The sequence below is a fragment of the Streptomyces sp. 891-h genome (genome assembly GCF_022760275.1).
GTDB lineage: Bacteria > Actinomycetota > Actinomycetes > Streptomycetales > Streptomycetaceae > Streptomyces > Streptomyces spirodelae.
Genome location: NZ_CP050693.1, coordinates 3,509,289 through 3,535,957, shown reverse-complemented (window position 1 = coordinate 3,535,957; position 26,669 = coordinate 3,509,289). Strand labels below are relative to the sequence as shown.

Below are 26,669 nucleotides of genomic sequence, written 5' to 3'. Positions count from 1 at the left end.
TGTGTGGGTTCACCTCTCTGTGCGTCGCAATCCGGAGCCAGGTTCTGGTCCGTCCTCGTTGAGGCAAAGGAAGTCGCGCGCACCGCGTAGTCGGGTGCGCAAAGACCGTTGGGTCGTCTGGCTGTCGAGGCGTACGTCGAGGGCTCCGGGGACCGTGCTTTCGGCTCGCAGGCCCGCCGGGAGGCGGGAAACGTCGAGACCATCTCGCTGTGCGATAAGGACACCGAGTTCGTGGCGGCTCAGGGCATCGGCTCCCGCGGCATGGTGGATGCCTGCGGCGCCGCTCAGCGCCAGTTCCAGCAGGGCGGCAGCCAGGTCTGAGACGTGGACGGGGCAACGGATGTCGTCGGTGAACAGGGTTCCGTCGAACGCGCCCGCGGCGAGCTGGTGCACAAGACGCTCGTGCACGGAACGACCGTGGCCGATGATCAGCGACGTGCGGACGATGGCGGCCTTCGGGTGCACGGCGAGGACTCCGGTCTCCGCAGCGGCCTTGGCCGCGCCGTACGGGGTGACGGGGTCGGGGAGACAGGACTCGTCGTAGTGGACGCGGCCGGTGCCGGAGAAAACCGCGTCGGAGGAGACGTGGACCATGCGGCTTCCGTGCTTCGCTGCGACCATCGCAAGCTGGAGGGGTCCTTCTGCCGTGACCGCCCAGTCGGCCCGGCCGCTCGATGCGTTGATGACAATGCGCGGGTTCACCTCGGCCATAGTGGCGTCCAGGCTTCCCGCGTCCCGCAGATCGAGGGGGCACCACGCGGTCGGGGAGGCGGCGCCGGGCTCGGTCGAGTACGTCGCGACTGCTGTGTGCCCCGCCGATCTCGCCTGCCGGACCAGCTCGGTCCCCAGGAAGCCGCTGCCGCCGACGATCAGAATTGTCATGCGCGTAACCGTAGCCCCGTAAGTCCCATGACGAAGGCGGTCACACCCCGGTGTTGGGGGATGACCGCCTTCATCGTCAGTCGGCTGGGCGACTACGTCTGTGGCTGCCAGACGTAGCGGACATCCGGCTCGCGCTCGTCGTTGCGCTGTCCGTCGGTGCGCTCGGCCTCGATGAAGCCGTGCCGCTGGTAGAAGCGCCGGGCTGGTCCGTTGACCTGGAACGTCCATAACGACAGGCCGTCCGGCTTCTGCTGCTTGGCCAGGGCCATGAACCGGTCGCCGAGGCCCCGGCCGCGCCAGGGGGGTTCGAGGTAGAGCTGCTTCAGCTCGTTGCCCTTGAGCACCAGGAGCCCGACCACGGTGCTGCCCGTGACTGCCACCCAGGTCTCGTACTGCGGGATGAGCACGCGGGCGAACCAGTCCCGTACATCGTCCTCGCCGTGAGCGCAGCGTACGGTCGGCAGGGCGGCGGCGTACGAGCGCAGCCACACATCGGCTGCGGGGCGGGCGTCAGCGGCGCGGGCCCGGTGGAGAAGAATGTCGCCGCTGTTCATGGTGTGGCGTTCAACTTCCCGGGCCGACCGAGCTGGTGGACGGTCCAGCCCGCCGAGTGCCAGGGCTCGGGGTCGAGGGCGGTACGGCAGTCGACGAGCAGGGGGATGGCTGCACGGTCCGCCAGAAGCTGGGCGTCGGCGTGCCGATACTCGGGCCACTCAGTGGCCAGGACGACGAGTTCGGCGCCGTAGACGGAGGCGGCCAGGTCGTCCGTGTAGTCCAGCTCCGGGTTGCGAACCATCGCCGTGGGCACGGCCTGCGGGTCGTGAACCGTGACGATGCCGCCGGCCTGATGGAGAGCCTGGGACAGTGCGAGGGCCGGAGACTCGCGTACGTCGTTGGTGCCGGGCTTGAACGCGGCCCCCCACACGGTGATCCGGGTGCCCTTGACGGGGCGGTTCCCGAGGGCGCGGGTGATAAGGCCCAGGGCAACGTCGATGCGATTCTCGTTGATCTCCTCGGCGGCGCGGAGGAGGGCTGCGGCCTGGTCGGCGCCGAGCTGCCGGGCGGAGGCGGTGAAGGCGCGGACGTCCTTGGGGAGGCAGCCGCCGCCGTAGCCGATGCCGGGCCTCATGCCCCCCGCGCCAATGCGAGGGTCGATGCCGAGGATGTCCACGATCTGGGAGACATCGCCGCCCGCGGCTTCGCACATGTCGGCGACGGCGTTAATGTAGCTGATCTTGAGGCCGAGGAAGGTGTTGGCGGCGCCCTTGGCCAGCTCGGCGGTCTGCGGGTCGGTGATGAAGATCGGCACGCCCGCGTCGATGATCCCGGCGTACACGGCGCGGATCGCCTTCTCGCCCTCAGCGGTGGTGACACCGGCGATGAGCCGGTCCGGGCGGAGGGTGTCCTCGACGGCGTGGCCTTCGCGCAGGAATTCCGGATTCCAGACGACATCGACTTGATCGCCTGCGGGGGCCAGGCGCTGGACGAGGGCGGTGACCTGACGGGTGGTGCCGACGGTGACGGTGGACTTCCCGACGATCGTGCACGCCCGGTCGAGGTGAGGAGCGAGCTGACGAATGGCGCCGAGGACCTGTGCGGTGTCGTAAGAGCGGCCGTCGGCGTCGATGGGGGTGCCGACGCTGATGAAGTGCAGCTCGGCAAATGCGGTGGCCTCGTGGATGTCGGTGGTGAACCGCAGGTGCCCGTCGGCGGTGTGACGGGCGAGCAGTTCCGGCAGGCCGATCTCGTAGATCGGGCATTCGCCGGCGTTGAGCCGGTCGACCTTGGCCTGGTCGACGTCCACGCCGATGACCTCGTGGCCCAGTTCGGCCATCGCCGCCGCGTGCGGGATGCCGAGGTGGCCGCAGCCGATCACGGAAACACGCATTTCAGGTCGTCCTTGTCTAGTCGGGGGCACACCGGACACGGTGTGTCCCCGACGCTATCGGTTGGCGAGCGGCACCCAACTCGGACCACTCGTAGGTTCGTTGTCCTGTTGGAGCCGGTGGTGCGGTGTGGATCCGGACGGTCAGCCCACGGCCTTCAGCGCGTCGGCCAGGGCCGTGGTCAGGAACTCGATGTCCTCGTCCGTCGAGATCAGCGGAGGCGCGACGACGAGCCCTTCGCTCCTGGGCTCTCCGGCGCCGGTGAACGGGTAGAAGAACACCCCGCGCACCTCCGCGGCCTTCATCACGGGCCAGAGCTGCCCCGGGGTGACCTCCACGCCGTAGAGGAAGCCGAGCCCGCGTATGTCCTGCACGGGCCCGACGCCGGTCAGAGACTTCAGGGCCTGCCCGAGGCGTTGCCCGCGGGCCTTGAGGGCGATCTGGTCGATCGCCTCCAGCTCGTCGAGGACACCCAGGCACGCGGCTGCCATGAGGGGATGGGTGGCCATGGTGCCCATGGCGGGCAGCGGGTCGGCGTCCTCATGCCGGACCCACCGGGCCATCTCGGGGGACACCAGCACCGCGCCGACGCCCGTGTATCCGGCGCCCAGCCCCTTGGAGAGAATCACCATGTCGGGCTCGCAGCCCTCCCAGTGGTGGCTGGCGAGCGGCGTCCCGGTGCGCCACAGCCCGGTCAGCACCTCGTCGTGGATCACCAGGACGTCCCGCTCCTGGCAGATCTCTGAGACCCGCCGGAGGTAGCCGTCGGGCGGTACGAAGGCGCCGCCTGTGGTCCCGTTGACGGGCTCGATCAGCACCGCGGCGACGTTCTCGGGCCCACGGCGGTCGATCGCCTTCGCGATCTCGTCGGCGCACGAGGCGCCGCAGCCGCTGCCCTCGTGAGCATGAGTCGGCGGGTAGGGCGCCGGGAAAGCGGGGCCGAGGTCGAGCGCGTCCTCCCGGCGTGGCCTGCGGGCGTGATTGCCCGCGAGGGCGAGGGTCAGCGCCGACATCCCGTGGTAGCTCAACGTCGAGGTCAGGATGTCCCCGCGCTGCTTCCGGTCTCGCGCCCGGGTGATGTTCCGTGCCAGGCCCACGGCGACCTCGACGCCGAGCGTCCCGCACGTGGTCAGCGCCACGGAATCGTCCGGGCGGCCGACGGCGCGGCACACACGGTCCATCAGCTCCATCTGGATGTGGGGCTGGACAACGGCGGCGCCGCCGAAGGAATAGCGAAAGAACTGCTTCTCGATCCTGGCGTGGACCTTGGGGCTGCTCTGGCCCACGTTGGTGCAGAGCAGCCCGCTCGATCCGTCGAAGATCCGGGTGCCGCCCGCACGGTGCAGCCAGGGGCCTTGCGATCCCACGACCTCGAAGTCCGGCATGGGCCTGGATGACGTCAGCAGCCGCTCACGGGTCTGCGAGTACCGATCCACTCTGAGGGTCCCTTCTCGGGTGTGCTCACGGGGTGGGGCCGCGCACGGGGCGTCGCGCGTGGCCCCGGGAACCGTGCCGGTCAGACGGACGCCTGGGCGGTGACGGCAACGTTCACGCCGAGCTGGCAGCACAGCGCGACGAGAGTGGACGTGGCCTCGGCCTTCACGATCACGTCGCCGTCCTGCGGGCCCTCCAGCGGGTAGGGCATGTACGTGCCGAACTCCTCCAGGCCCTCTGTGTCGATGAAGAAGACCTTCATGCCGCGCTCGCGGGCCCGCTTCTGGACCGACCGCCGGTCGGCGTGGAGGCCGATGACCAGCAGCGCCTTCGCCTCGGGGTGGAACGGCACGGGCGGGATCTTCTGGTCGTAGCGGCGCACGAAGCACTCATCGAGGCCGGCCCGCGCGGCGAGCAGGTCGAAATTGTGCTGGAGCACGGGACCAATGAAGTGCCCGGCGTCGTGCAGAGCCTTGAGCGCGTGGTGTGCGGCCGTCGGCTTGGCGAGGAAGCTTTCGCGGAACATCGTGACCAGCTCGTCCGCCTTGACCGTGGCGTCGAGCAGCATCTCCCGTACGAGGGTGTCCTTCTGCGGACTCAGGACGAACGGGTGGGTCTGCTTCATGACGTTGTCGGTGCGCTCGGTGACCCGGTACGCCTGGTGCAGGAAGTGCAGCGGCGGCACCCCGGCCTCGACGCTCGTGCCGCAGCCGATCTCGACCTGGAACGGCAGGTACTGGGACAGCTCGCTCAGGTCGTCGGCGTAGGTCGGGTTGCCTCGCTGGTCCTTGACACGGATACCACCCGCCAGGACGTTCCACGGCAACTGCCGCACGTTACGGGGTCACCGCGAAGTCCTCGGAGACGAACACGACGTCGAGCGAGCAGAACCCGGCCGGCGTCGGCCTGGAGGCCCGGTCGTCCTGCGGGTGGACGTCGTACGGGACGACATTGACGCGCAGGTCGCCCTTCATCCACAGGGTGTCATCGATCTGCCGCCAGCCGCCCTCGGCAAGCCAGGAGCGTACATTGCTGCGGTACTCGTTGATCTCGGCCTTCGGGGCGAGCACCGACGTGTACAGATACAGCTCCGCGAGGACGAGCCTCGGGACGGGGAAGGTGTAGTCGAGGTCGTACCGGTAGCGGTAGTGCACGATGCGGCGGCGGCCCTGCTCGTCTTCCGTCCAGCCGGACTGCTGAGCGTTCGACGGGTCCTGCGTCCTGCGCCAGATGCCCTCCTCGATCGCCCGGGGCCGTTCGTGTCCGGCGCCGGCGAAATGCGTGTTCCAGGTGTCCACCTGGGCGTCATCGAGCTGTTCGATCACGGGATAGGGAAGGAACATCTCGTCCTCCTACTGAGCGATTGTGGGATTGCGCGTGCTTCCCGGCCGGGCGCGGCTGCCATCCGCTTCAGCGTGGGGAGCCTGTCGGGTGGTGCGACCGCGTGGTCGCGGCCGAGCGGGAAGTAGTTGGTGCCCCCGGCCAGCGACACGTTGGGCCGGGTCGGTGCCCGGCAGCAGGCCGGGGGCGGGGGGTCTGGGGAAGTTGCGAGGATGCTTCGAGAACACCATCGGCGCGATGGCCGTGGTGTTCGGCTAGCAGGACGTGCAAACGTCTTGCAGGACCTGCAAGAGACGCGGCGCACGCAAGCCGTCAGTGTGGGGGCCGCTGCCACGCGGGCGGAACTCCACCCCGGACTCGGCCAGGCACCGGTGTCGGGAGGTGATGGGGCGTTCGCTGGTCATGCGTCTCACTTCGAGAGGTGTTCCGGCTTCCGATCGGTAAGCGGACGTGGGGAGAGTCCAGTGGGAGGGGGTTCTCTCCCCACGCCGCTCCTCTCCGGCAACGGGCCTTGTGTCAGGCCCGTTGCCGGGTCTGACACCCGCCCGACGTACGGGACCGTCACGCACCGGGCGACGGGCGGGTGGGTGAGCGGGCCGACGCTCGTTTCTCATGGGGCGTGCGGCCGGGGCGCGCGGGTGCCGTCTCCTCCGTGGACGGGGCGGGTCAGTCGTGCACGCGCGCGGCGGTTGCTCCTGACTCAGAGGTCAGGCGACGGCGGTGTACTCGTCCGAGAGGATCGCGTTGAAGACACGGTCCATACGGTCGCTTGCCTCGTCGTTGCGGAAGCCGCCGTAGCGCTTCCAGTACGAACGGGCGATCTCGCGCTGCATGAGCCACCGCGCCTGGACCCGCAGCGAGCGCTTGTCGAGGAGGCCGACCCGGAACTTCGCGGCGAGGAAGGAGATCAGCCGGTTGGCGTGCAAGAGGTTGGCGTATTCCTCGTCCGGCAGCTCGCCACCGGTCGGCGTCCAGGCCGCGCGCAGACGGGGGTTCTCCGCCACCTCCGCAATCCATGCCTGGTGCATCTGGGCGACGTCAAGTGCGTTCTGTCGCCGGTGCTGTCGCTCGCACAGCCAGAGTCCAGCGGCGCCGACCGCGGAGACGACGAGAACAGAGTGAGAGGTCTTCATCTGGTGCCTTTCGTCGTGGTGTGCTGCTGATGTCGGCGGTGCGCGCCTGCCCTTCGCCGACCTCTCCCACTGCTCGGAGCAGTGCCTTGAGGAGGCGGGCGATGTTCTGGGCGCGATGTCCAGCTGCTTGCGGTGTTCTGTCCGGGAGCGCGAGCTGGAGCCGTCGGGACGCTTCACCGAGCGTGACCCCGGCGCATCGCACGGCGTACGAGTCCCCGGGGAGGAGCTGGCACTGGGCACGAAGGTCGTCTGCGACGATCCGGCCGTACTCGGTGAACTGCCGGGCGAGGCTCAGTGCGACATCGACGGGCGGGGGGGCAGGGCCCTCCAGGTTCCACGCAAGCACCATCTCGACGTTGGCCAGCACTTCGACCTTGTCGGGGACAGCGGAGGTCAGCTCAGCCACGCCATCACCTGGCCTGCGGTGAGAACCTGGAATTGCCATGCACGGGAGATCAGGTGGGCCCGGTTATGGGCCCGGAGGGACACGAGGAGCCTGCGGCCGTCAGCTCGTACGTCATTGATGGGTCGGCCCAGTTCGGCAGCCATTTGCCAGGCGGCCATACCTTGCGCAACGAGAGGGACGATGTCGCGCTGCTCGCGGGGAAGGAACAGCGTCTCGGGATCCAGCAGGGGCGGTCGGCTGATGGCCTCAATGGCGTAGCCGACGGCGACAGCAGCGGCGGTCTCGTTTGTGCCGTGCAGCTTGTGCTTGGCCACCTTCAGGTAGCCAGAGGCGGTGCTCTCCCGGATCCGCAGCTCGCGTGCAACCAGGGCCAAAGTGTCGCCATCGGCCAGCCTCTCAAGGACTTGCTGTTCCCGGGGGCCGAGGGTCACCTTCGCGACGGGCGTGGCGGTCACTGTCATTCCCCATCACCGAGCAGGATGTCGAGGAGTTCCTGGGTGGCCATGGCCAGACGCCGAAGGTGTCCGCGGGCCACCCCGATGTCTTTGGGGATGTCGGGGTTCTTGCTGCGGAGGAGCCTTCGGGCCGGGGTGCTCGCCTCCGGGTCTGCGGGCGGCGCGGTCTCGGCGAGGACTCGTTTCGTGCGCTCGATCGCCGCAGCCGTGGCTTCGGTCAGCTTCACATCGAGTTCCCCGGCCGGCGCGTCGTCTGGTTCCTCGCCTGCATCCCTCTTGGCCCGCGCTTCCTCCTCGGCCCGCTTGACCACGACGGTCACGAGCTGTGGGAGGGACCGGCGAAGGCGGGGCGTGAACTCGGCGATCTCTTGCGGAGTCGGGGGGAACTCACCGAGAGCGACCTCGACATCGTTTGAGACGAGGTCCATGGCGTGGGTGTCCCGAAGGGCTTCGAGAAGCCGTTCGAGGACGGAGATGTCGCGCTCATTGGCGGTCTGGGCCGGCGCGAGGTCTGTGGTGATGGTCATGCGCTCCTCCGCGCGGTGGTGGGGATCGTAAAAACGCACCAGGTTTTGGTCCCGTCGGGGCTCACGCCGCACAGGGTGGAGAGCGTGGTGACGATGGACAGGCCGCGGCCGTTCTCGACGTAGGGGCCCGCTTCACTGACGAGCGCTCGCTGGGGAGATCCGTCGTCCACTTCGAGCGCGAGGACATCGACGGCGAGGAGGAAGCGGACAGCGACCGTGTCACCCTTCCCGTACAAGAGGGCGTTGGTGACCAGCTCGCTGATCGCGACTTCGGCGTCCTCGATGAGGTCGGGAAACCCCCAGTGGCGCAGCTTGGCCGCGCCAATCCGGCGGAGGCGACCGACCCACCGGCCCTCGTGGGCGGGAATGGAGTGGCCCTCGGGCCTGGGATGGCGGTGGATGCTGAGGGTCAGGTCGTCTCGTACGGCCTCGGGGGCAGCTACCATCTCATCGACTGTTCCGACGATCACCGTGATCCCTCCCAAGGAACCGGCCCGCGTCGCCCTGTCCGCCGCCTCATTGCGGCACCACGTTCTCGGCGTGCACCAGGGCGATGAAGCCGCTGTGCGTGGCGAACCAGCTCAGTCCGGTCTCGTACTCGTCGAGCAGCGGGCTGATGGTGGCCCGGGTCAGCGCCACGACCCCGTCGGCGAATCCGCTCTTGACGTGCTGCTTTATCTGCTGCCAGCCGTAGCGGTCCTTGGCGGCGGTCACGTTGAGGCAGTCGGTGAAGGTCCCCTCGCGGACGAGCTGCCACCTCATCCGCTCCGCGAACTGGCGGGCCGCGGCGAGGGATCGGTCCGGGGTCTGGCCGTTCACCGTGCGGGCGTACAGGCCGACCCGGGGGACGCGGACGCAGATTCGCGCCGCTTCGAGCCGCCGTTCCATCTGTCCAAGGCGGAGCTTCATGAGCTGGACATTCCGGCCCGTTGCAATACGGGGGATCTCGGTCCGGAACTGCCGGTCGGCTTCGTTCTCGCGGTCGGTCCAGCCAGTGAAGGTGCGGGTCCTGCTCTGGCTCGTCATCAGCGGCCTCGGCTTCGTCGGAGGGGAGTAGCGGAGGCCCGCCCCCACGGGGGAGGGAGGGCGGACCTCCGCCGGGCCAGCGACCAGGCCCGTACGACGGCAGGCGTAACCGTGCGTCACAAATGATCATGACTTGATGGACAGTCACGTCCGCCACGGCTCTAGTTTGCTCCCATCGAGCATCAATGCGCAATATCGAGCGTTGAAATGTCGAATCGACAGAACACTTGTTTTATCGCCAAGGCTCCTCGCGACTGACAGAATGCTCCCCATGACTCAGAAGAAGCTCCCGCCGCCTGTCATGAGACGTCGCGTAGGTAGCTTGCTGCGCGATTACCGTGAACAGGCCGACCTGGGCCCCGGCGCAGCCGCCAAGCAACTCGGTTGGGACTCCACGAGACAAGGCCGCATCGAGCGGGGCATCTACCGAGTCACCGAAGGCGACATCCGCAAGATGCTGGAGGCGTACGGCGTCCACGGAGACGAGGAGGCGGTACGTGAGTTGGCTGCCGCCTCCAATGAGTCGCTGAAGTCCGGCTGGTGGGCCTCATACGTGGGCCAAGTTTCAGATGCACTCCTCGATTTCGTCATCCTTGAGTCGAAGGCGAAGAAGATCCAGGTCCAGCACCCTGCGATCATCCCGGGTCTGCTTCAGGCGCCTGGATACGTCAGGGAGATCTGCAACAGCCCGCTCCACCCAGATAACTGGGAGCTGTCAGACATGCTGAGCGCGGTTCGAATGGCGCGCCAGGAAGTCCTGCACCGCCCCGGAAACCCGGTCCAGCTTCATGCGTTGATCTCCGAGGCTGCTCTCCTGCACCGGTTCCCCAGCGCTCCGGGCGTGATGAAGGAACAACTACGCAAGCTCGCAGACGACGCCGGGCAGCCCAACATCACCATCCAGATCGTTCCGGTAGACGTCCCTGCCTACACGGCTGCAAACCAAGCCATGACAATCTTGAACTTCCGCCATCCCTGGCCCGCTGCTGTCTCCATCGACAGTGCCCTGGGCGGCAGCTTCCTGGATGAGCCAGCCGAAGTGAGCGCCCTCTCGGTCGTGTTCGAGAAGATCGCCGAGCTCGCACTTCCCGCGGACGAGTCGCGGGATCGCATCAACGTTCACCTTGAGGAGAACTTTTAATGACCGGCTACACCCGTACCGATGAGAAGACCGGCCTGACCTGGCGAAAGTCGTCCTACAGCGGCGGAGATCAAGGGCAGTGTGTAGAGGTTGCCGAGGCCGCCGGCGCGATCTACGTTCGGGACTCCAAGGACCCGGACGGCGCCTCGCTGGCCTTCACCCCTGCCGAGTTCAACGCCTTCACCCAGTTCGCATCCGAGCTTGACGCCTGATCCGGCATGTGGATGGGTCGTGGGATCTCATTACTGAGTACCTGGAAGGACTGCACCAGTGACCACCAACAACCTGACGGCCTCGGAGCTCAGGGGCGCCGTCTGGAGGAAGTCCTCTCACAGCGGGGGGAACGAGGGCCAATGCGTCGAGATCGCTGACCTTGCGGCCACGCCGTTCGCCGGACAGCAGGGCATCAGGGACTCCAAGAACCCGGACGGCCCAGCGCTACTCATTCCCAAGGGATCGTTCGCGAGCTTCATGACTGCCGTGAAGGCGGGCGAGTTCGACATCTGATAGGCGCCGACAGCGGTTCGAGGCCCGGCTCCCCCATCCCATATCTGGGGGAGCCGGGCCTCGTCGTTACCTGTGCACCCCGCGGGGTCTGGGCAGCGTACCCCGGAAGATCGCCTTACCCGGCGAAAACAGAGGCGTCCCCTAAACAGCCCTCGTTTGCACATCCTGCAAACTGTGCCCACGCAGCGATCCGAAGACCCTACGGTGGGTGTACATACGTGTCGGGTCCTCGCGCGGGGAGAAACCGGATGTACGCGGTTCGTCTCTGGGAGTCGCAAGAGGCCCGTGCTTGCGCGGAAGGCCAGGACCCGGGCGGCCTGATCCGGATCGGCCGTACGGGGCGCGGCTGGCGCCTGGAAGATCTCGGTGTCCGCATCGGCTGCTCGGCGGCGACCGTTTCGCGGCTGGAGCGGAGAGGTCGGAAGGCCGATTTCGACATGCTCATGAGCGCCGCCAGGGCCGTGGAGATCCCGACACACGTCCTAGCTGCGTCCCTCGGCTTAACCAGCGTCCCAGCGACTAGAGTTGCGCCAGACGGGCCACGCTGTGCCGAGGAGGACCCAATGCGTCGCCGCACGTTGCTCGCCGCCGCCGGCATGGCGGCCCCCGCTTCCCTCTTGGCAGGGGTGAGCGATGCGCTCGCCAGCATCCCCGATCCCACCGGTTCGCCCATCCCCCTCGACTCGCGGTTTGCCACTGCCCGCCAGCTCTTCGACGCGGGCCAGAACTCCAAGCTGTTGCGCGCCCTGCCCGGCCTTCTCGCTGACGCGAACCACGCCGCCCACGGGCGCGAGGAGATCCCGCTCGCCCGCCTCTCGACTGCGTACAGCCTGGCGAGCAGAGTGTTGACGAAGGTCGGCCACTATGGCGACTCACGACTCGCCGCAGACCGGGCCACGCTCTACGCGGAGTGGTCCGGATCGCCGCTCGCCGCCGCGGCGGCGGCCCGGGAGCTGAGCATCGTGCTGCGCCACCAGGACCAGCCCGCCGCCGCTGAACGTCACATCCTCGACGCCGTGACCAAGGTGGAGGAGACCGGGCTGCGCACGGACGCGCAGCGCTCGGCGTACGCGCAGATGCTGTGCACGACGTCATACACCGCGGCCCGTGCCGGACAACGCGATCAGGCGCTCACGATGATCCGGGAGGCCGCGCAGGCTGCCCACGACCTGCCTGCGGTCGCCCCCGAGGGGCGCTTGTTCCCCGTCACCCCGGCCGCCGTCGACCTATATGCCGTCGGCGTCCATTGGGCCCTCGGGGACGCGGGCGCCGCGCTCGAAGCCGGCCGGGATCTCCGCGAGGGGCAGTTCACGACCGCCGAGCGCAAGGGCCGGATGCACACCGATCTCGGGCGGGCATGGTGGCAGTGGGGCAAGGCGGAGCAGACCGCCACCGAACTGTTGGCCGCGGTGCGCGTCTCCCCGGGGGAAGTCCGTGACCGGCCCGCTATCCGGCAGATCGCCAACGACCTACGGTCCCGTCACCCTCGGGTGACGGGCGTGCGCGAGCTGGTAGCGGCTGTGGACTCGACGGCCTGACAGGTCCTGCGTCTACCTCCGGTACGTCGTTCGGGGGGACAAGTGCGTGCAACTCCTCTCTCCACTCCCAGCCGAGATCGCGGAGCACGGCCCGTGCTTCTTCTTGCTCCCAGCCACTCCGTGCCACGAGTCCGTGGCGGGGGTCTAATGAGAAGACCATGTGGGGGTTCGTCATCGTCCCGCCAACTCCTCGACTCGCTTCGCGCGGTCAGGCTCGCAGGCGTCGCCGTCGGCCGAAGCCGGCCAGGCCGCGAGCTGGAAGCGCACCGGACGCGGTTCGTGCCTCCCGACCCGGCATTCGTCGCCCGCTTTACCCAGGAACTTGTTCATTCGTGTGAGGAAGCGGTTGTACTGCTCGTGCCAGATCACAGCCGAGCCCGCCTCCGCGTACGCGTCCTCCCTGGCGAAGGCCAGCGCCGCGATCTCGTACGCCAAACCCTCGTGCTTTGTCCAGCAAGGCGGGATCACCTCTTCCGGCTGCCAGGCGTACCGCCCGTTCAACCAGCGGCACACGGAATCGAGCCACGCAGACATCGGCTCGATCAACTTCGTCGGCAGGGCGCCGAGGTCCCAGGGGGCGGGGCTGTCGACCACGGAGTTCTCCGCGCTCCGCTCCGCGAGGTATTCCAGGATCAGCGCGGGTGGCTCGGGGAACGGCTCGAAGGTGGAAAGGGGGCTGGTCATGCGGCAGCCGCTCCTTCACGGTCGGCCCATGCGGCGGCGTGGGCCTTGGCCTCGTTCTTCTTCTCTGCGGTTCGCCGGGCTCGCTCCGCTTCGTTGGCGGCTCGTAGCCTGCGTACGTGGTTCTCGATCTCGGTCCACGACTCCCACTTCCACATGCCGTCGAGTCGGGTGACGACCGGCGGGAGGTTGTCCGCGAGGACCAGGGCGTGGCCCTCGGGCAGCCCCCTGATCTCGTCTGCGCGCAGGACCGGTTCGAGCGCCATGTGCGTGGCGGTTGAGTGACCGCCACGGTCTCCGCCGGACGTGGTCTTCGTCGTGCGCTCGCGTTCGACCTGACCGCACAGCTCGGACATGTCCTTGAGGAAGGCGGGGTCCTTGTCCCCGCTGAAGACCACGACGTTGTTGGTGAAGGCGGCCAGCTCCTTCGCGGTGTCCTCGCCGAAGCGGGCACGGGCGGATGCCCAAGCCTGGAGTCCGTAGACGACCGTGATGCCCCGGCCTCGGCCATCGGCGACGCGTTGACGCAAGCTGGGGATGGGCGCGATGTTCGGTGCCTCGTCCAAGGCGGCGAGCAGTGCGGGGTCGAGTCGCCCGGTTGGGGAGGCGATGGCGTGAGATTCCGCGAGGTCCAGAAGGTCTTCGGCTATCGCGGTGGTCAACGGGGCGACGCTGTTCACCTCCGAGTCCTTGCCCAGCAGATAGAGGGTGCCCCCGGCGTCGAGGAACGCATCGAAATCCGTCGGCCCCTCCCCATCGCCCTGTAGAGCGCTGACCACAGACTGATGCATGAAGGGCTCAAGAGCTGCGTCGAGCGTGCTGGCGGTGTTGCCGACGGTGCGACTGTCGCCGGAGGTCGCCGTGCGAAGCATGTCCGCCCAACCGAGGCCGGCACCGGGGTGGGCGTCGAGGATGCCGAGGGGCGCCGGATCGGTGAGCTTGCGGCTCCACCGCAGTACCCAGTCGAGGGACGCGCCGTCGAGAGCAGCAGCATGGAAGAAGGCGGCCAGGACTTTGGATGCCTGCCCCTTGTAGAAGGCGCTGCCCTCGCTGGACTGCGCAGCGCTGTTGGGGGTTCGGGAGCCCGCGACGAACGCCTTGGCCCTCATCATCGCCACCTCTGTTTCGGACGCGTCGTTGATCGGCGTCCACCGGAACTTCGGGAGGATCGGAGCGATGTTCTGTGGGTCGAAGACCGCGACGGGGCGGCCATCACGACGCCGAGCGTCGAGGGTCAGTTCGACCAGGTCGGGCTTGGTGGACGTGGCCAAAACCGGCCCGGCCCAGCGTCGGACGGTCGGCGCGAAGAACCGCAGAGTCTTTCCGCTGCCCATAGGGCCGATGACGCGGCATGCCTTGTCGGCGCGGGACCACAGATCCACGCCCTTCGGGCGCTGCGACGTGCCCAGCGAATAGCCGTAATCGTGAGGGTCAATGGGGTGGTGCATGACGTGCTCCGGGACGAGGTGGGCGACCGGGAAAGGAGAGGTCAACGATCGGCAGAGCCGTCTTTCACGAAGCTCACTCCTGACGCACGGGCGGGGCGGCCGTCGTCGTGGGTGAGGGAGGGCCGAATCTCGGTGGCACGCAGGACCGCCTTGGCCGACAACTGGCGCTTCAACTGGCCCTTCCTCGCGAATCCGGCGTTGCGTCGGCTCCGCTTCAGCAGGACCCAGACCGTGACCAGGGCCACCGCGCACACAGCCGTCAGGGCGTATAGGGCCAGGAGGATTCCGCCGGGCATGACGTCCATTACGCGGCCCTCCGCGCGACGCGGGCCGCCAGGTAGCGCATTCGACGGCTGCACAGTTGCGACAGCGAAGCGTCGGGCCCGGCACGGCGCGGGGGCGCTGTGTGAAAGGCGGTGTGCATGTCCTCGGCGGCTCGCCAGATGTGGGTGACGGCCGTACGGACGCGGCCCCCGGCGGCGGAGTAGTCCCCGTGGTCCAGCACGATGGCCAGCGCCTTCGTACGCCGGGCGAGGTCGAGCGCTTCGGCGTGTAGCTGGTCGATGTCTTGTCGCACCGCGTGCTCGTCCCGGGGGAGCTTGGGATCGGTGGTGATGGCCATAACGGGAGCGCGCTCCGAATCTGCGTTGGAGGGGTCGGCGGCGGAGAGGTGGCGGTACCGGCTCATTCGGCGTCCGGCGAGGTGCTGGACAGATCCGTCATCGAGCCGGAGGAGAAGCACAGATGTTGTTCGGCTTCGACCAGGAGGTGTTGGACGCCGGGGTAGATCACTTCGCCGACTTTCCACAGGGCGATTCCTCGGCGTAGGCGCATGATGTGTTCCGCCGTCCAGGACGGCAGGCCCAGACGGGCGACTGTCGCTTCTGCCTCGGCTTTCTTCTGGCTGTAGATCACGATGGTGTCGGCCATCTTCAGGGCCGCTTGGGTTTCCGGACTGTCATCGATGTCCGACAAGTGATGGACGATGAAGATGCAGCTCAAGCCGTAACCGCGTGCGAACTTGAGGAACTTCTCAAGCAGCGACGCGAGCTGGGGTGTGCCGAGGACGTGCCAGGCTTCCTCGCAGACGAGGACGCGCTTGCGCTGGGTGTAGCGACGGCAGCCCGATTCCGGGTTCGGTCCCAGTTCCCAGGCGCCGGAGTTCGCATCGACCACGATGCGTTCGTGCTGTCCCGGTTCGGTGCCGCACTCGCACAGCGGGCGGAGCCACACCTCTTCGAGGAAGACGCTGATGACGGCGACGAGGATGGTCATGGCGACGCCGCCGGAGGGAACCTTGGTGAGGTCGAAGACGATCATGTCGGCGTCGAGGTCCACGCCGAGGCTGGTGGGGCCGTCGAGCATGCCGGTGAGGTCGCCGGTCGCGTCCTGCTGACTCCCGCAGAGCCGGTCCAGGACGTAGGACGCTTCCAGGCCGTCACCGAGGAGTTCATCCCGTGTGCGCTGCTTGGCGACGGCGTCCGACTCCTCCGGGGACCGGAGCGCGGCGGCAACATCGGCGAGGACCGGCGTGCGGCCGAGGTCTCCGGCCCGCTGGTGGGCCCTGCGGATCGCGATCCGCAGAGCGGAGCCGGCGAATTCGTCCAAGGGCTTGCCGAGGCCGAGTTCCACGATCGTGCGCACCAGCTCGATTTGGCGCTTGCCCGCGATGGCGGGGTCCATCGGGTTGATGCACGAAGCACCACGTCCGCCACCCGGAGTGAACTTCACCGGGGCCTTGCCGGTCAGCGAGCGGCCGAGCGCCGCCCACTCGCCCTCTTCCCGCTCTTTTTGTTCCTTGGTGTCGAGGACGACGACCTGACGGCCGAGGCGGATCTGCCGTGCGGTGTAGGTCTTGGTGAGGGCCGACTTCCCGCGGCCGGTGTCGCCCATCACGATCATGTTGCCGCCGGGCAGGCCATCACCGAACGCGGAGAAGGGGCAGTAGATGAAGGCTTTCCCGCTGTACAGCTCCCGGCCGATGATCGCGCCCGCAGTGCCGAGGGTCGGCGGCGCGATGGGCAGGTACAGGGCTTGGCTGGTGGTCGTCTCCGTGTGGAGGGGACGGCGCACCGTCTCGTGCATCGGGGACAGCGGGGTGAGGTCGAGCAGGTCAGTCACTTGATGCCTCCGGCAAGGGGGAGGGTCGTGGCGAAGGCACGAGCGTGTTCGAGGTCGAGCCATTCGATCCGCAGGTGGGCATTGCGGGCGCGGGAAGCGGTCGTCCGCTTCGTACGCTCCAGCTCCTCGGCGCTGCGGGAGGAGATGGTGATGTAGCCGACGACGGCGGAGCCGGCCGCGCCGGAGGAGGCCAGGGCCATGCCGCGTGATCCGGTGGCTGTCGCCGCGATCTGGTCGCGGGGGTCGATGTTTTTGCCGCGCTGCCGGTTGCGGTGCATTTCCGCCTGGTTGTTCGTGTCTTCTGCGAGCATCCGTTCCACGGCCTTGTCGTTCGGCTCCAGCTGCTGCGTGATCGCGATGGTGCGGATCACGTCGGGCATCCCGATCAGCAGGGGCGACAGGAAGTCAGGGCCCACCGGCGTGGTCGGCCATCCGACGACGGCGGCCGTGGCGTGGAACCAGCTGTCGGTGGAGCCCGCGGCGCGGGTGGCGACGTGAGCCCCGTTGCGAACATCGACGTTGCGCGGGAAGGCGTGCGCCTGCTGGATATCGGTGTCCCAGATGGCGTGGTCCGGGTCGTAGCTGTTGCGGATGAACGCGGTCATCCGGTCCTGGTCCAGGGGGGCGACCACGGACAGGTCGGCGTCTTCTGCGCGGGTCCACAGCTCTTCCAGGTACGCGGCCATCGCGGCGGCGATCCCTTCATCGCCGGTGCCACGAGCTGCGCCTTCGGCCGCCAGGTCGCGGGTGAACTTCGCGTGGATGGTGAGGTAGTAGCGGTGTTCCTCGGCCGATGTGCTCACGGCGTTGGCCAGCACGTCGTAGGAGTTCTTGAGCCACTGCGGAGCGTCGGCTGTCGCCGCGGACTCGTCGCGCTGGGCGATGAAGCGCTGATGTGCGTAGGGGTCGGATTTCATCTGGCGGGCCAGGACCTGGATCCGCTTGACCGGGTGTTCTTCGACGTTGCCGAAGGCGTCGAGGAGTTCGCCCCAGCGCTCCAGGGCGACGACCTGTTCGCCGACCTCTTTGCCGCCGAGCCCGGGGGAGGCGATCTCCAGGGTGCCCGTGACGCATCCGGCCTCCGGCTGGAGCACGATGACGGCTTTCTGTCCGCGGACCGTGACCGGCATCCATGTCATGCCCGCGATGCCCTCCGGCTCCACCAGGGCCGTGTCCGGCGGGGTGCCGTCGCGCTGCACGCCGGCTTCGAAGGCGGGGGAGACCCAGACGCCACCGGTACGGCGGAGTGCCTTGCGGCGGTAGCGGTCGATGCGCCACCAGCGGTAGAGCGTGCGCCGCTGGGAGGTGCCCTTGGGCCGGCACGGGGCGTAGACGATGACCAGGGCGATGAGGATCGGCAGGACGAGGCAGGTCGCGGCGATGGCCGTAGCGCCGTTGAACAGGTAGCCGAACAGAATTCCGGCGACCGCGCCGCTACCGAGAACGATCTGTTCGCCGAGGTCGCGGTTGCCCACCAGCCCCGTGGGGCGGTGCTTTCCGAACTGATACGTACGAGTCGACATGAGACAGTCACTGATCCTTGTTGGGGTCCGGACGTCCGGGCGGCTGGCCGCCCGACGGCCGCGGTGGCGGCGGAGGCGTGACCGACGGCCCGGAGCCCGAAGTCGTTCCTGACGTAGGAGAAGGGGAGGCGGGCGGCGGCGTCGAAGAGGGGGCCGCCGGGCCGGGAGCAGGTGGCGAGGGCGGCTGCGCCGTACTCGGGGTTCCACCGGTTTCCGGCGGACGACCGGACGCTGCGTGGTCGCCGGCCGAGGACCAGTCCGGGGGCGAGTTGACCACCGGGGCGGAGGTTGCTCCTCCAGGTCGAGCTGCGGCCGGTGCGCTGGATGTACCGGCGTCGTCGCTGCCCTGCTGGCCATCGGGCTGCTCGGGGCCGCCGCTGTTCGCGGCGTCGGTGCCCTGCGTGCCGGGGGAAGTCGCGGCCTTGTTCTTCGCCATGGCGACGCCCGCCTTGGCCGCCGCTGCCCCAGCAGCGACCGGTCCGGCCGCAGCTGTTCCGCCGCCCATCTTGGCACCGACTGTCTTGCTGCCCGCCGCCTTCGGGCCGCCGCCGACCAAGGAGTCCTGCATACGGGCCCCCATCGCACGGTTGGCGTGCTGGCCGGGCCCGTCGATCGCAGCGGCCGGGCCGGAGGACTGGGCGCTCTTGCGGTCGTGGTGGAGCTGGGCCATCTCGTCGCCGAAGGCGGGAACCCACTTGTAGAGCGTGGCGCTCGCGAAGACGGCGAGGAGGAGGATCAGCGCACCGACCAGCGTCTTGGAGACCGCGTCGGACATGGTCCCGGAGCTGTCGCTGAGAACCGCACCGCCGAGGCCGAGCAGGGCGAAGAGCACCGGTTTGCTCAGACCGATCGCGAAGATGGCGCCGAACCACTTCTTGCTCTTGTTCCACAGGTCGCGGTCAACGAGCCCGGCGTTCACGAGGGGGCCGAGGGCGACGGCCACGTAGATTGCCGCGCTGCGGATCAGCAGCTCGCACCACATCAGCAGAGCGCCGAGCAGCATGATGAGGTTGACGACCAGGAGCTGGCCGACGCCCTCCGAGCGTTGGGCGGCCATCACCTTGAGGATGTTCTCCAGGAACGGCTTGAAGTTCGCCGTCGCGTAGGGCTCGAAGATGGCCGTGACCTCGTCAATGGCCTTCATCAGCAGGGCGATTGCGCCCGGAGTCATCGCGTTGACCACGAACTGGAGGAGCAGGAAGCCGATCGCCTCGGAGATCGCGGTGGTCACAGCAACACCGCGGACCGCCCTCTTGGCAACGGCGATCAGCCACAAGGCCACGGTGAGCAGGCTGGAGGCAGCGAAAATGATCGCGTACTGCTTCAGGAAGCCGGCCGACGTGAGGTCGATCTCCGTCGTGTTCTGGATCAGCTGCAACATCTTCCGCAGGAACCAGATGTTGGCCTCGGTGAGCTTCTGGAGCAGGAAACCGAGCGGGTCCTTGACGAAGTCGATCGCCCGCTTCGCCTCGCACACCATCGGGATGTAGCAGAAGGGGTTGGCGACCGCGGAGGGCACGAACAGGAACCCGATGATCACGTTGATGACGGCCACAGCCTGAAGGCGCCGCCGCCAGCGGCTCGGGGCGCCCCGTTCGATGGTCAGCAGGCCGGGAGCATCTTCACGCAGTCGCAGGCGCATTGCCGGCACCTCCCACGTCCGCGAAGCTGTCGGCCGGGTCGGCTTCCTGCATGGCCGGTGGCGACGGCACGAGCGGTTCGGACGGAGTAACGGCCGTGGTCTTCCAGGTGCCGTCCTCCCACACGAGGTCCACGGTCATTCGGAGGAAGGCGATCTGCGGGCGCTGCGTCTCGTCCTTTCCAGCGACGCCTCCCACCGACGCGGTCCACAGCTCGATGCTCGCGGCCCGGTCTGAGTGGGAGATCGAGCGGGTGGCGAGCGCTGCCGTCCGCGTGATCAGTTCGCTTCCGTCAACGGTCTTGCCGTCTGCTCCGACCCCGCGGTTCTCCATGACCAGGCGGGCCGTCGAGTCGGTGTCCGAGGTGACCGAGTGCAGCACACTCGGCGCTGCGGTGGCCGTCAGCATCCGGTGCCGCCAGTCCTCATCGGTGAAGAACCTCGGGTCGCCGTAGAGCATGGCGGCGCTGACAGCGGCGGCGCGGGCGCCGCGCTCGTCGTGTCCGTACGGTGCCGGGAACCCGTTCTGACGAGCCGAACCGCTCAGGACGGGATCCTGTGCAGCGGCCGGTACGTAGTCGGAGAAGTCACTCGTGACGTTGGACGACTGCTTCGCGTCGATCGGGACGACCAGGCCGGTCGCACCCGAACGTGACTTCAGCTTCCAGTCGTTGGACTCCCAGGTGAGCGTGATCGTCACCGACTGGAAGCCCGTCCTCGGCGTCGCGTGCCCGGCGGTGCTGCCGCGAACCGTTGTCGTCCATAGCCGGACCATCGCCCCGTGAGCGTCGAAGCCCAGCAGGTGGGCCGAGAGGACGCCGGTACGCGCGATGGCCTTCTTGGCGGAGACCTTGGACTTGTCGCCCCGGAGCGCGCTGGCTGCTTCAGCGGCAGCGTGGTCGGCCTTCTTCACCGCCGCTTTGGCGGTGTGCCTGGCTGCCATGACCGAGACAGCGTGGTGTCGAGCGTCCTTGTCCGTAAGAAAGGAAGAACTTCCGCTTACCGTGGCGTAGTTGGCTGCCGCCGCCTTCGCGCCGGACGGTGTGTGCGGGTGGCCGATAGGGACACCGTGCACCTCACGTATGCCCCCTCCGCTCGCCTGCGGCGCCGAGCGGGTGGGCGCTGACGCGGTGGAGCCCGGCGCGGGCGGGTCGCCCGTGACAAGGCTGACGATCACCCCGGCTGCGGTGACCACCGCTGCCCCGCCCATGGCGACGCCCCAGAGCTTGGCGGACGGCTTGCGTGCTTCGGAGGTCTTCGCGGAGGAATCGTTCCTGCTTCGGGTGGGGGAAGCCATGGGTCACACACCCATGCCGTACGTGATGGCGAAGATGGTGCCGAAGGAGGCCACGAGGAAGACGCAGGTCAGACCGCCGACCATCATGCCCTTGCCCCGTGAGCTGTCCATGGTCGAGTGGCCTTCACCGAACCACCCCTTGGACTTCCCCACGCCCGCGAGGAAGGCGCCGCCGCCGATGACGAGTACGACAGCGGCGATGACGCAGAGGATCACCTTCGCGGTGTTACCGAGTTTGCCGAAGGGGCCCCAGTCCGGCTTCACGCCGGAGACGACGTCGGCCCCGGCAGCGAGGCCCGAATGCAGGGAGGGATCGGCAGCGACAGATAGGAGGTTGTGCATGTTGAGTCCCTTGGTCCTTTAAGGAATGAATGAGATGATTTGCGGCGATTAGCCCACGTGTCGCATGGCGGTGATCTGCGGTTTCCAGTAGCTCAGCGGTTTGATCCGCACCCGGGCCCCTGTATGGGGAGCCTCGATGACTTGGCCGCCGCCGATGTACATGCCGACGTGTTCGGGACCAGCACTGCCGGGGACGCTGAACAGCAGGTCGCCGGGCGCCAGTTGCGAAACGCTCTTGACGGCCTTCCCGGCCCGGACCTGGTCGTACGTGACCCGGGGCAGGTTCACACCCGCTGCGGCCCAGGCCATCTTGGTGAGCGACGAGCAGTCGCAGCCGCCCGCACCGGTGTACGGCTTCACGCAACTGCCGCCCCACCGGTACCAGGTACCCAACGCTGATTTCGCGGCGGAGACCGCACGAGCGGCGCCTTTGCCTGCTGGAGCGTCCGGACGGACGGCGTCCGCCCATTTCGAGGCGAGCGCACGAATTTTCCGCACGTAGTCGCGGGTCTCGGGGTACGGAGGAACGCCCACATACTTGATCACCGCGCCGCTGCCCGCGTTGTACGCCGCGAGCATGGCGTCTGTCGAGTCGCCCGGCACGTCCTTGACCCCTTCGGCCAAAGAGCAGTCGTACGCGGCCTGCGCAGCGATGGCATCGGCCGGGTTGCGGACGTCCTTGACCCCGTCTCCGTCACCGTCCTTGCCGTGCTGAGCCCAGGTCGCCGGCATGAACTGCGCGATACCGAGCGCCCCAACCGGTGACGTCGCGCGGGGGTTGAACTTGCTCTCGGTGTAGAGCTGAGCCGCCAGAAGCGAGGCCGTGACCTGCGGACACTCGCCCGCGTGCTTGTTGACGAGTTCGCGGATCCAGCCGGGAACGGGTGCGTCCGCCCTGATGTCACCGCCGGGACCGGTCTCTTGCGTGGAGGCGCTGTCGGCCCCGCCGAACGTGGTCAACAGAGCGCCGCCCGAAACGACGGTGGCCGTGAAGAGCGCGAGACCAGCTTGCACGCCTTTGTTCATCACGGCTCCGTCACGCCCAGGGCAAGTCGGTGACCCGCCAGCCCTTGGAGGTGTGCTCCAGCCGCAAGGCGAGCTGCTCGCTGCTGTGCCGCGGCCGGCTGTTCTTCGGGGTCGTCGTGAGCGTGTAGGCGACGCGGACGAGGGCCGACGACTTGTCCGCCGCGGGTGCGCCGTCAGGAGTCACAACAGAGGTGATCTTGATTGTCTGGCGGGCTTGTTCGGCCCGAAGCGCTGCCCAGGGTGTGTCCTGGCTCGGCCGCTTCTGGCCCAGAACATCCACCAGTTCACCCGCCGCGAACTTGGCGGCCCGCGCACCGGCATCCGCGTACGAACGGTCCCTGCCGTCGCGGGCGTCGTGCTGCGCGTACGCCTTGGTGAAGGCTCGTGCAGTCCGCTCAACGCCAGAGACCACACCGGAGCTTGACGCCGGGGCGGAGGCGCTCGCGTTCGCCGTGGCCGTTTCCTCGACGCCTGACGAGACCGAGTGGCGCTTTGTGTCCTGGGGCTTCGGTTGGCCTCCATGCGGGCTGGAGCAGCCCGTCGCCAAGCTCAGTGCAGCCGTCGCGGCTACCCCGGTGGATATTTGAAGAGAGGGCCTGGAAAAAGACATGCGTGATCACCACCTTCTTGGGCTGGGGGATTTAGGGAAGACGGGTGTTGTGGTCCTGCGGTATGGAGGACCACAACACCCCTCCGTAGACAGAGAGTCCTGCGGTAACAATCCGGTACTCGCAGAGATGGAAGAGAGGAGGTGCCACGGCACTATTGCTACGCGTCTACGACAAGCGCCCCCCGAGTGGGCCTCGCGGATTGATCGGTGTCCTTCAGCAGAACCAATCTTCAGGCCGCGAGCCGCTCATGAATCGAAGCTCCATTCGCAGGCTTCTCATATCAAGGTCATCAACCCCTTTTAAGGCAGGCCGGATTCCGGAAATGTGGAATCAGGGAGACGGCCGGGAAACGCCGTGACGTTGGCCGTGCCCCAGACTTTGACAGAGGCCCGCGGACAACTCGAATCAGTAGAAAGGTGGAACCTAATTCTATGAATTAGGTTCCACCTTTCTGGGGGCCTGTTGTCTGTGAGGCTCTATACGCCGTGAGAAGCGAGGTGCTGTATCGCGACCCCAAGCCAAGGAGCGGCCGAGCCAGAGAGAAACAGCGGGGCGCACACGCTGTACGACAGGACCACCCCAGAAGGCCGCCGCTCAGCATGGGTCAGCAGAGCGTGATCGAAGGGCAGCCAGTTCGAACCTGGCGGCTGGAGGCGCAGGCCGATGGAGGTCAGGACGACGCGGGCAGGCATGTGGTCACGCCAGCGCTCCTGTGCGTCCGCCTCAGCCTCCCCGCTCCGGCGGGCGTCGAGCCGACGGTTCGGCACCCATCGGCGGCCGAAGGACGGGTGGTGCTCGAAGTACCCGGCGCGCGGTGGATAGATAACGTCGGTCCCGTAGAAGCGGGCCGCCGCGCATGCGACATCAGCGTAGGCGCGTTCCTCCTCGGCGAGGGCCAGGTCCGTCACCGGGATCGGCGCGAGTGCTCCGCCGGCCTGGAGATGCTGGGCAAGCGCTGATGCTGACTGCTCAGCGTTGAGGTGGCCGGCGTCGGTCGAGGTCTGTCGGGCTCGCCACATGGTCATTCCTTCCTGTCGAGCGCGCGAGCACGCCCACCTCGGAGAGGGATCGCACTCGGATGTTGCTGGTGACATCAGCGCAGAGAGGCGGAGGCACAAGCGGGGCTCTGCGCGGCGTCTTCCTCTTCCTGCTTGAGCCGAGCGAGCAGCATGCCCAGCCGTTCGTTGCCAATCGGCTGGTGCGCCCGGACGGCATCCTTCACCGCATCCCGGCTGATCCGTCCGGCCTGCTCGGACGCCGCTCGCGCGATGGGCAGCAACTCGCCCAGCCACGCGTCGTCCGTCTCACGGTCTTCCAGGGAGTTCGCGCTGTCCTGGACGGGGGGTTCTTCCCCGTCTGGATGGTCGCGGACTGCCTTCTGAACGGGCTGATAATCGGTCGTTGCTGCGGCTGGTTTCTCACCGTTGTTCGGACGGTCCGCACCATCCGAGCTTGGCGGTCCGCTCCCGTCGTCCGGAGCGTGGTGGGTATCGCCCGAGCGCGCGGGCAGTTCCTTGTCTGTTTCCCCAGAGAGCTTCGTGCCCGCCCCCTGGGAATCGTCTTTTCGCAGTTCAACAGGGCTATCCGTCCGCTTGTCCAGTGCGGGCGGACCGAGCGCGGTGGCCGATGCGGATGGCGTCTCCCCGACCTTCAGGAGCGGACCATTCCCGACGGTCGACGCGTCGTCTGCGGTGAACGAGACGTGGTTCTGAGTCAGCCCCGGACCGCTGCCCGCGTGGTCCCGGACCGATGAGTCGACGGTCCGCGCCATCAAGATGTACAGGTGGACCGAGCCCGCCAAGGCGAGGGGCGCGAGCATCGACAGCGCACCGACGACCGCGTCTCCCAGATGCAGAGCGGACCGTCCGGACAGCGGTCCGCGGTTGAGCGTGATCGCGTGCAGCGCGTTCGCCCACAGGCTTGCCCTGGTGGCCGCGAGGAAGAGGAACCAGGCATACAGCCGGGCACCGAAGGGCCGGTTCCGCAGGAGCACGATGGCCCGGACCCCGTAGGCAATGAAGCCGTCAACGACGACCGGAAAGAAATAGCTGAGCGACGGCCGAACATGGATGGCGACAGCGACCTGGCGTAGCGCGTCGTACGACAGGAAGAAGCCGACAGTGGCAAGCGCGATGATGGCGCCGTAGTCCCAGCCGGTCATCCCGTTCTCGGCAGAACGGGCCTCTATTCGGTCGGTGGACATCAGCTCTCATCCCCGTTGCGCGGGTTGATCGACTGCCAGGCCGGGGTTTGAGAGAGGAGCTGACCGAACTGTTCCAGCGACGTCACGTCATGCACGTGCTGACTGGGGCAGCTCACGCAGGAGACCCGGAGGTGAAGCCTCTCCGTCCCGCCTTGGTCCGTGTAGTACAGCTCCAGATGCTGGCCGCTGACCGTGTCCAGCGACGCGACAGCTTGAAGGTGCTCCTCGAAGGACACCAGTCCCAGGACATCCCAGTCGAGAGTGACCGCCGCGTCTCCCAGTACATGCCGAGCGAACTTGGCCGCCGCGGTGACCGACCGCGGTCCCCAGGTGCGGAATGCAGCCTCGCGGGCCGCTGCACGTCGCTTTTCGACAACGGTAAGACGCTCGGCGGCGGCGAACATGATCGGGTGACTCATCGAGGGCCTTCCAAAGGACGGGTGGTACGGAGAGCGAGGCCGCTGGTGCTGGGGCTGTTGGCGAGGCGCAGAAGGACATCGGCGTGGCAGGGAGCGCCGGGAGGGCACGTGCACATCAGGTCGAGATCGTGCAGAGCGCGGGCGAACCGGACGGCGTACTGACGACCGACCGGGCCTCGAAGAGTGGCAGTGAACAGATTCACCGCCATTCCGGCGTCCATCGGCGTGCCGAGGAGCGACGGCTCGCGATCTCCCACGCGGAACGGGTTCGCGTATCGGCTGTGGGGGCCGACGTAGGTACAGGTTCCGGATAGCGATCGTGCATCTCGGGCGGTCCCGGTCAGACGGGAGGGCATCAGGCTGCCCTCCCGCCACCACGTCGGCGGTCATCGCCGATCATGGGAACCAGGGTGGTCACCATCTCGGCCAGACGAGATGCCACTCGCGCGCCGACGAAGTCGGTCAGGTCCGGTCCGTTCTCGTCACGAGCAGGCAGGTTGGACGTGATGATCGTCGGAAGGCAGTGGCTGTACCGGTAGTTGAACAGCCGGTACGTGACCTCCTCCGTCCATTCGGACGTCTTTGCCGTCCCCAAGTCGTCCAGCAGCAGGTACTGCACCTCGCTGAGGCGCCGCAGTTCCTGCTCCGAGCTGCCCATGACCTGCGACGGCCGCAGCATGCCGTACATGTCCGCCGAGTTGACCGCGATCAACTCGAAACGGTCCGGGCCGGCCTCGGCGATGCGGCGCAGAGCCCCGTACGCCTGATGCGTCTTGCCGGTCCCTGTGTGCCCGGTGAGGAGCAGAGCCCCTGCTGACTCGTTGCCCGCTTGAACCTTGTCCGCCCAGGCGGCCACTTCGGGGAGCGTCGCCTCCGCGTCGCGAAATCGCGGCGGGGTGCCAGTCTGCCACCGGTTCATCGCGTACTCGGCCCGCGCCCGCCTGTGCCATTCGCGGTCGCCAGGGTTTTCCGGCGACTGTTCATCGGCGCTTTCCGGAACGAGCTGGATCCCCTTCGCGGCGAGTATCCGGTCGAGGGCGCCCAATGATCCGGCTCGCCCTGCACGTGCTGGCTCCGGCATGA

32 protein-coding genes are annotated in these 26,669 nt (G+C 67.8%); 4 read left to right on the top strand and 28 right to left on the bottom strand.

The annotated features are described in order from the left end of the window. Positions 1-9 precede the first annotated feature (9 nt). The 12 genes from HC362_RS15295 to HC362_RS15245 all read right to left on the bottom strand — a co-directional run bounded on the left by HC362_RS15295 (position 10) and on the right by HC362_RS15245 (position 9,090). Positions 10-882, bottom strand: a complete 873-nt coding sequence (locus HC362_RS15295; RefSeq protein ID WP_243084519.1) for a sugar nucleotide-binding protein — start codon at positions 880-882, stop codon at positions 10-12. Positions 883-974: 92 nt separating this feature from the next. Next, positions 975-1,436, bottom strand: a complete 462-nt coding sequence (locus HC362_RS15290) for a GNAT family N-acetyltransferase (protein ID WP_243084518.1) — start codon at positions 1,434-1,436, stop codon at positions 975-977. Next, the gene (locus HC362_RS15285; protein ID WP_243084517.1) at positions 1,433-2,770 is read right to left on the bottom strand and encodes a UDP-glucose/GDP-mannose dehydrogenase family protein; all 1,338 of its coding nucleotides are present in this window, start codon (positions 2,768-2,770) and stop codon (positions 1,433-1,435) included. The genes HC362_RS15290 and HC362_RS15285 overlap by 4 nt, the downstream gene beginning before the upstream one ends. Positions 2,771-2,911: 141 nt before the next feature. Continuing rightward, complete coding sequence (locus HC362_RS15280) at positions 2,912-4,204, bottom strand: aminotransferase class III-fold pyridoxal phosphate-dependent enzyme (protein WP_243084516.1); 1,293 nt, start codon at positions 4,202-4,204, stop codon at positions 2,912-2,914. Positions 4,205-4,284: 80 nt separating this feature from the next. Beyond that, the gene (locus HC362_RS35060; RefSeq protein ID WP_347568446.1) at positions 4,285-5,028 is read right to left on the bottom strand and encodes a hypothetical protein; all 744 of its coding nucleotides are present in this window, start codon (positions 5,026-5,028) and stop codon (positions 4,285-4,287) included. A 10-nt stretch (positions 5,029-5,038) separates the two neighbouring features. After that, on the bottom strand, positions 5,039-5,545 hold the full coding sequence (locus HC362_RS35055; RefSeq protein ID WP_347568445.1) for a hypothetical protein: 507 nt from the start codon (positions 5,543-5,545) through the stop codon (positions 5,039-5,041). A 705-nt stretch (positions 5,546-6,250) separates the two neighbouring features. Beyond that, positions 6,251-6,676: a DUF6082 family protein gene (locus tag HC362_RS15270; RefSeq protein WP_243084515.1), complete on the bottom strand. Its 426-nt coding sequence runs from the start codon at positions 6,674-6,676 to the stop codon at positions 6,251-6,253. Further along, a complete protein-coding gene (locus HC362_RS15265; protein WP_243088613.1) occupies positions 6,582-7,025 on the bottom strand; it encodes a DUF6415 family natural product biosynthesis protein in 444 nt (147 codons plus the stop codon). Before HC362_RS15265 ends, HC362_RS15270 begins: the two co-directional genes overlap by 95 nt. Positions 7,026-7,069: 44 nt before the next feature. Then, complete coding sequence (locus HC362_RS15260; protein WP_243084514.1) at positions 7,070-7,543, bottom strand: LuxR C-terminal-related transcriptional regulator; 474 nt, start codon at positions 7,541-7,543, stop codon at positions 7,070-7,072. Beyond that, the gene (locus HC362_RS15255; protein WP_243084513.1) at positions 7,540-8,064 is read right to left on the bottom strand and encodes a hypothetical protein; all 525 of its coding nucleotides are present in this window, start codon (positions 8,062-8,064) and stop codon (positions 7,540-7,542) included. Before HC362_RS15255 ends, HC362_RS15260 begins: the two co-directional genes overlap by 4 nt. Next, positions 8,061-8,510: an ATP-binding protein gene (locus HC362_RS15250; protein ID WP_243084512.1), complete on the bottom strand. Its 450-nt coding sequence runs from the start codon at positions 8,508-8,510 to the stop codon at positions 8,061-8,063. Before HC362_RS15250 ends, HC362_RS15255 begins: the two co-directional genes overlap by 4 nt. A gap of 70 nt (positions 8,511-8,580) precedes the next feature. Then, on the bottom strand, positions 8,581-9,090 hold the full coding sequence (locus HC362_RS15245) for a hypothetical protein (RefSeq protein ID WP_243084511.1): 510 nt from the start codon (positions 9,088-9,090) through the stop codon (positions 8,581-8,583). A 271-nt stretch (positions 9,091-9,361) separates the two neighbouring features. Here HC362_RS15245 and HC362_RS15240 point away from each other — a divergent pair, with 271 nt between their 5' ends. The 4 genes from HC362_RS15240 to HC362_RS15225 all read left to right on the top strand — a co-directional run bounded on the left by HC362_RS15240 (position 9,362) and on the right by HC362_RS15225 (position 12,276). Next, entirely contained in the window at positions 9,362-10,231 is an 870-nt protein-coding gene (locus tag HC362_RS15240; RefSeq protein ID WP_243084510.1) for a helix-turn-helix transcriptional regulator, read from the top strand. Then, a complete protein-coding gene (locus HC362_RS15235; RefSeq protein ID WP_243084509.1) occupies positions 10,231-10,443 on the top strand; it encodes a DUF397 domain-containing protein in 213 nt (70 codons plus the stop codon). Before HC362_RS15240 ends, HC362_RS15235 begins: the two co-directional genes overlap by 1 nt. Positions 10,444-10,501: 58 nt before the next feature. Continuing rightward, positions 10,502-10,738 (top strand): DUF397 domain-containing protein, encoded by a 237-nt coding sequence (locus HC362_RS15230; RefSeq protein WP_243084508.1) that lies wholly within the window; start codon positions 10,502-10,504, stop codon positions 10,736-10,738. Between the two features lie 248 nt (positions 10,739-10,986). Beyond that, complete coding sequence (locus HC362_RS15225) at positions 10,987-12,276, top strand: helix-turn-helix transcriptional regulator (RefSeq protein WP_243084507.1); 1,290 nt, start codon at positions 10,987-10,989, stop codon at positions 12,274-12,276. A 171-nt stretch (positions 12,277-12,447) separates the two neighbouring features. On the opposite strand, the gene HC362_RS15220 is transcribed toward HC362_RS15225, so the two are convergent. The 16 genes from HC362_RS15220 to HC362_RS15145 form a co-directional block, all read right to left on the bottom strand. Then, on the bottom strand, positions 12,448-12,960 hold the full coding sequence (locus HC362_RS15220; RefSeq protein WP_243084506.1) for a hypothetical protein: 513 nt from the start codon (positions 12,958-12,960) through the stop codon (positions 12,448-12,450). Then, positions 12,957-14,405, bottom strand: coding sequence for a TraM recognition domain-containing protein (locus HC362_RS15215; protein WP_243084505.1), 1,449 nt, complete (start codon positions 14,403-14,405; stop codon positions 12,957-12,959). Before HC362_RS15215 ends, HC362_RS15220 begins: the two co-directional genes overlap by 4 nt. 41 nt (positions 14,406-14,446) lie before the next feature. After that, on the bottom strand, positions 14,447-14,710 hold the full coding sequence (locus HC362_RS15210) for a hypothetical protein (RefSeq protein ID WP_243084504.1): 264 nt from the start codon (positions 14,708-14,710) through the stop codon (positions 14,447-14,449). Continuing rightward, the gene (locus HC362_RS15205) at positions 14,710-15,027 is read right to left on the bottom strand and encodes a DUF6238 family protein (protein WP_243084503.1); all 318 of its coding nucleotides are present in this window, start codon (positions 15,025-15,027) and stop codon (positions 14,710-14,712) included. The genes HC362_RS15210 and HC362_RS15205 overlap by 1 nt, the downstream gene beginning before the upstream one ends. A gap of 62 nt (positions 15,028-15,089) precedes the next feature. Beyond that, positions 15,090-16,526 carry an ATP/GTP-binding protein gene (locus tag HC362_RS15200; protein WP_243084502.1) on the bottom strand — a complete coding sequence of 479 codons (1,437 nt, stop codon included), beginning with the start codon at positions 16,524-16,526 and terminating at the stop codon, positions 15,090-15,092. Continuing rightward, positions 16,523-18,049, bottom strand: a complete 1,527-nt coding sequence (locus tag HC362_RS15195) for an SCO6880 family protein (RefSeq protein ID WP_243084501.1) — start codon at positions 18,047-18,049, stop codon at positions 16,523-16,525. The genes HC362_RS15200 and HC362_RS15195 overlap by 4 nt, the downstream gene beginning before the upstream one ends. 7 nt (positions 18,050-18,056) lie before the next feature. Next, the gene (locus HC362_RS15190; protein ID WP_243084500.1) at positions 18,057-19,691 is read right to left on the bottom strand and encodes a hypothetical protein; all 1,635 of its coding nucleotides are present in this window, start codon (positions 19,689-19,691) and stop codon (positions 18,057-18,059) included. Continuing rightward, positions 19,672-20,985: a hypothetical protein gene (locus HC362_RS15185; protein WP_243084499.1), complete on the bottom strand. Its 1,314-nt coding sequence runs from the start codon at positions 20,983-20,985 to the stop codon at positions 19,672-19,674. Before HC362_RS15185 ends, HC362_RS15190 begins: the two co-directional genes overlap by 20 nt. 3 nt (positions 20,986-20,988) lie before the next feature. Continuing rightward, positions 20,989-21,327: a hypothetical protein gene (locus HC362_RS15180; protein ID WP_243084498.1), complete on the bottom strand. Its 339-nt coding sequence runs from the start codon at positions 21,325-21,327 to the stop codon at positions 20,989-20,991. Between the two features lie 48 nt (positions 21,328-21,375). Further along, the gene (locus tag HC362_RS15175) at positions 21,376-22,353 is read right to left on the bottom strand and encodes a bifunctional lytic transglycosylase/C40 family peptidase (protein WP_243084497.1); all 978 of its coding nucleotides are present in this window, start codon (positions 22,351-22,353) and stop codon (positions 21,376-21,378) included. 10 nt (positions 22,354-22,363) lie between these two features. Next, complete coding sequence (locus tag HC362_RS15170; protein ID WP_243084496.1) at positions 22,364-22,765, bottom strand: hypothetical protein; 402 nt, start codon at positions 22,763-22,765, stop codon at positions 22,364-22,366. 675 nt (positions 22,766-23,440) lie between these two features. After that, a complete protein-coding gene (locus tag HC362_RS15165; protein ID WP_243084495.1) occupies positions 23,441-23,989 on the bottom strand; it encodes a hypothetical protein in 549 nt (182 codons plus the stop codon). Positions 23,990-24,057: 68 nt separating this feature from the next. Further along, entirely contained in the window at positions 24,058-25,167 is a 1,110-nt protein-coding gene (locus HC362_RS15160; protein WP_243084494.1) for a DUF2637 domain-containing protein, read from the bottom strand. Then, on the bottom strand, positions 25,167-25,586 hold the full coding sequence (locus HC362_RS15155; protein WP_243084493.1) for a DUF6195 family protein: 420 nt from the start codon (positions 25,584-25,586) through the stop codon (positions 25,167-25,169). The genes HC362_RS15160 and HC362_RS15155 overlap by 1 nt, the downstream gene beginning before the upstream one ends. Then, positions 25,583-25,942 carry a DUF4326 domain-containing protein gene (locus HC362_RS15150; RefSeq protein WP_243084492.1) on the bottom strand — a complete coding sequence of 120 codons (360 nt, stop codon included), beginning with the start codon at positions 25,940-25,942 and terminating at the stop codon, positions 25,583-25,585. Before HC362_RS15150 ends, HC362_RS15155 begins: the two co-directional genes overlap by 4 nt. Continuing rightward, a complete protein-coding gene (locus HC362_RS15145) occupies positions 25,942-26,667 on the bottom strand; it encodes an ATP-binding protein (RefSeq protein WP_243084491.1) in 726 nt (241 codons plus the stop codon). The genes HC362_RS15150 and HC362_RS15145 overlap by 1 nt, the downstream gene beginning before the upstream one ends. Positions 26,668-26,669 lie beyond the last annotated feature (2 nt).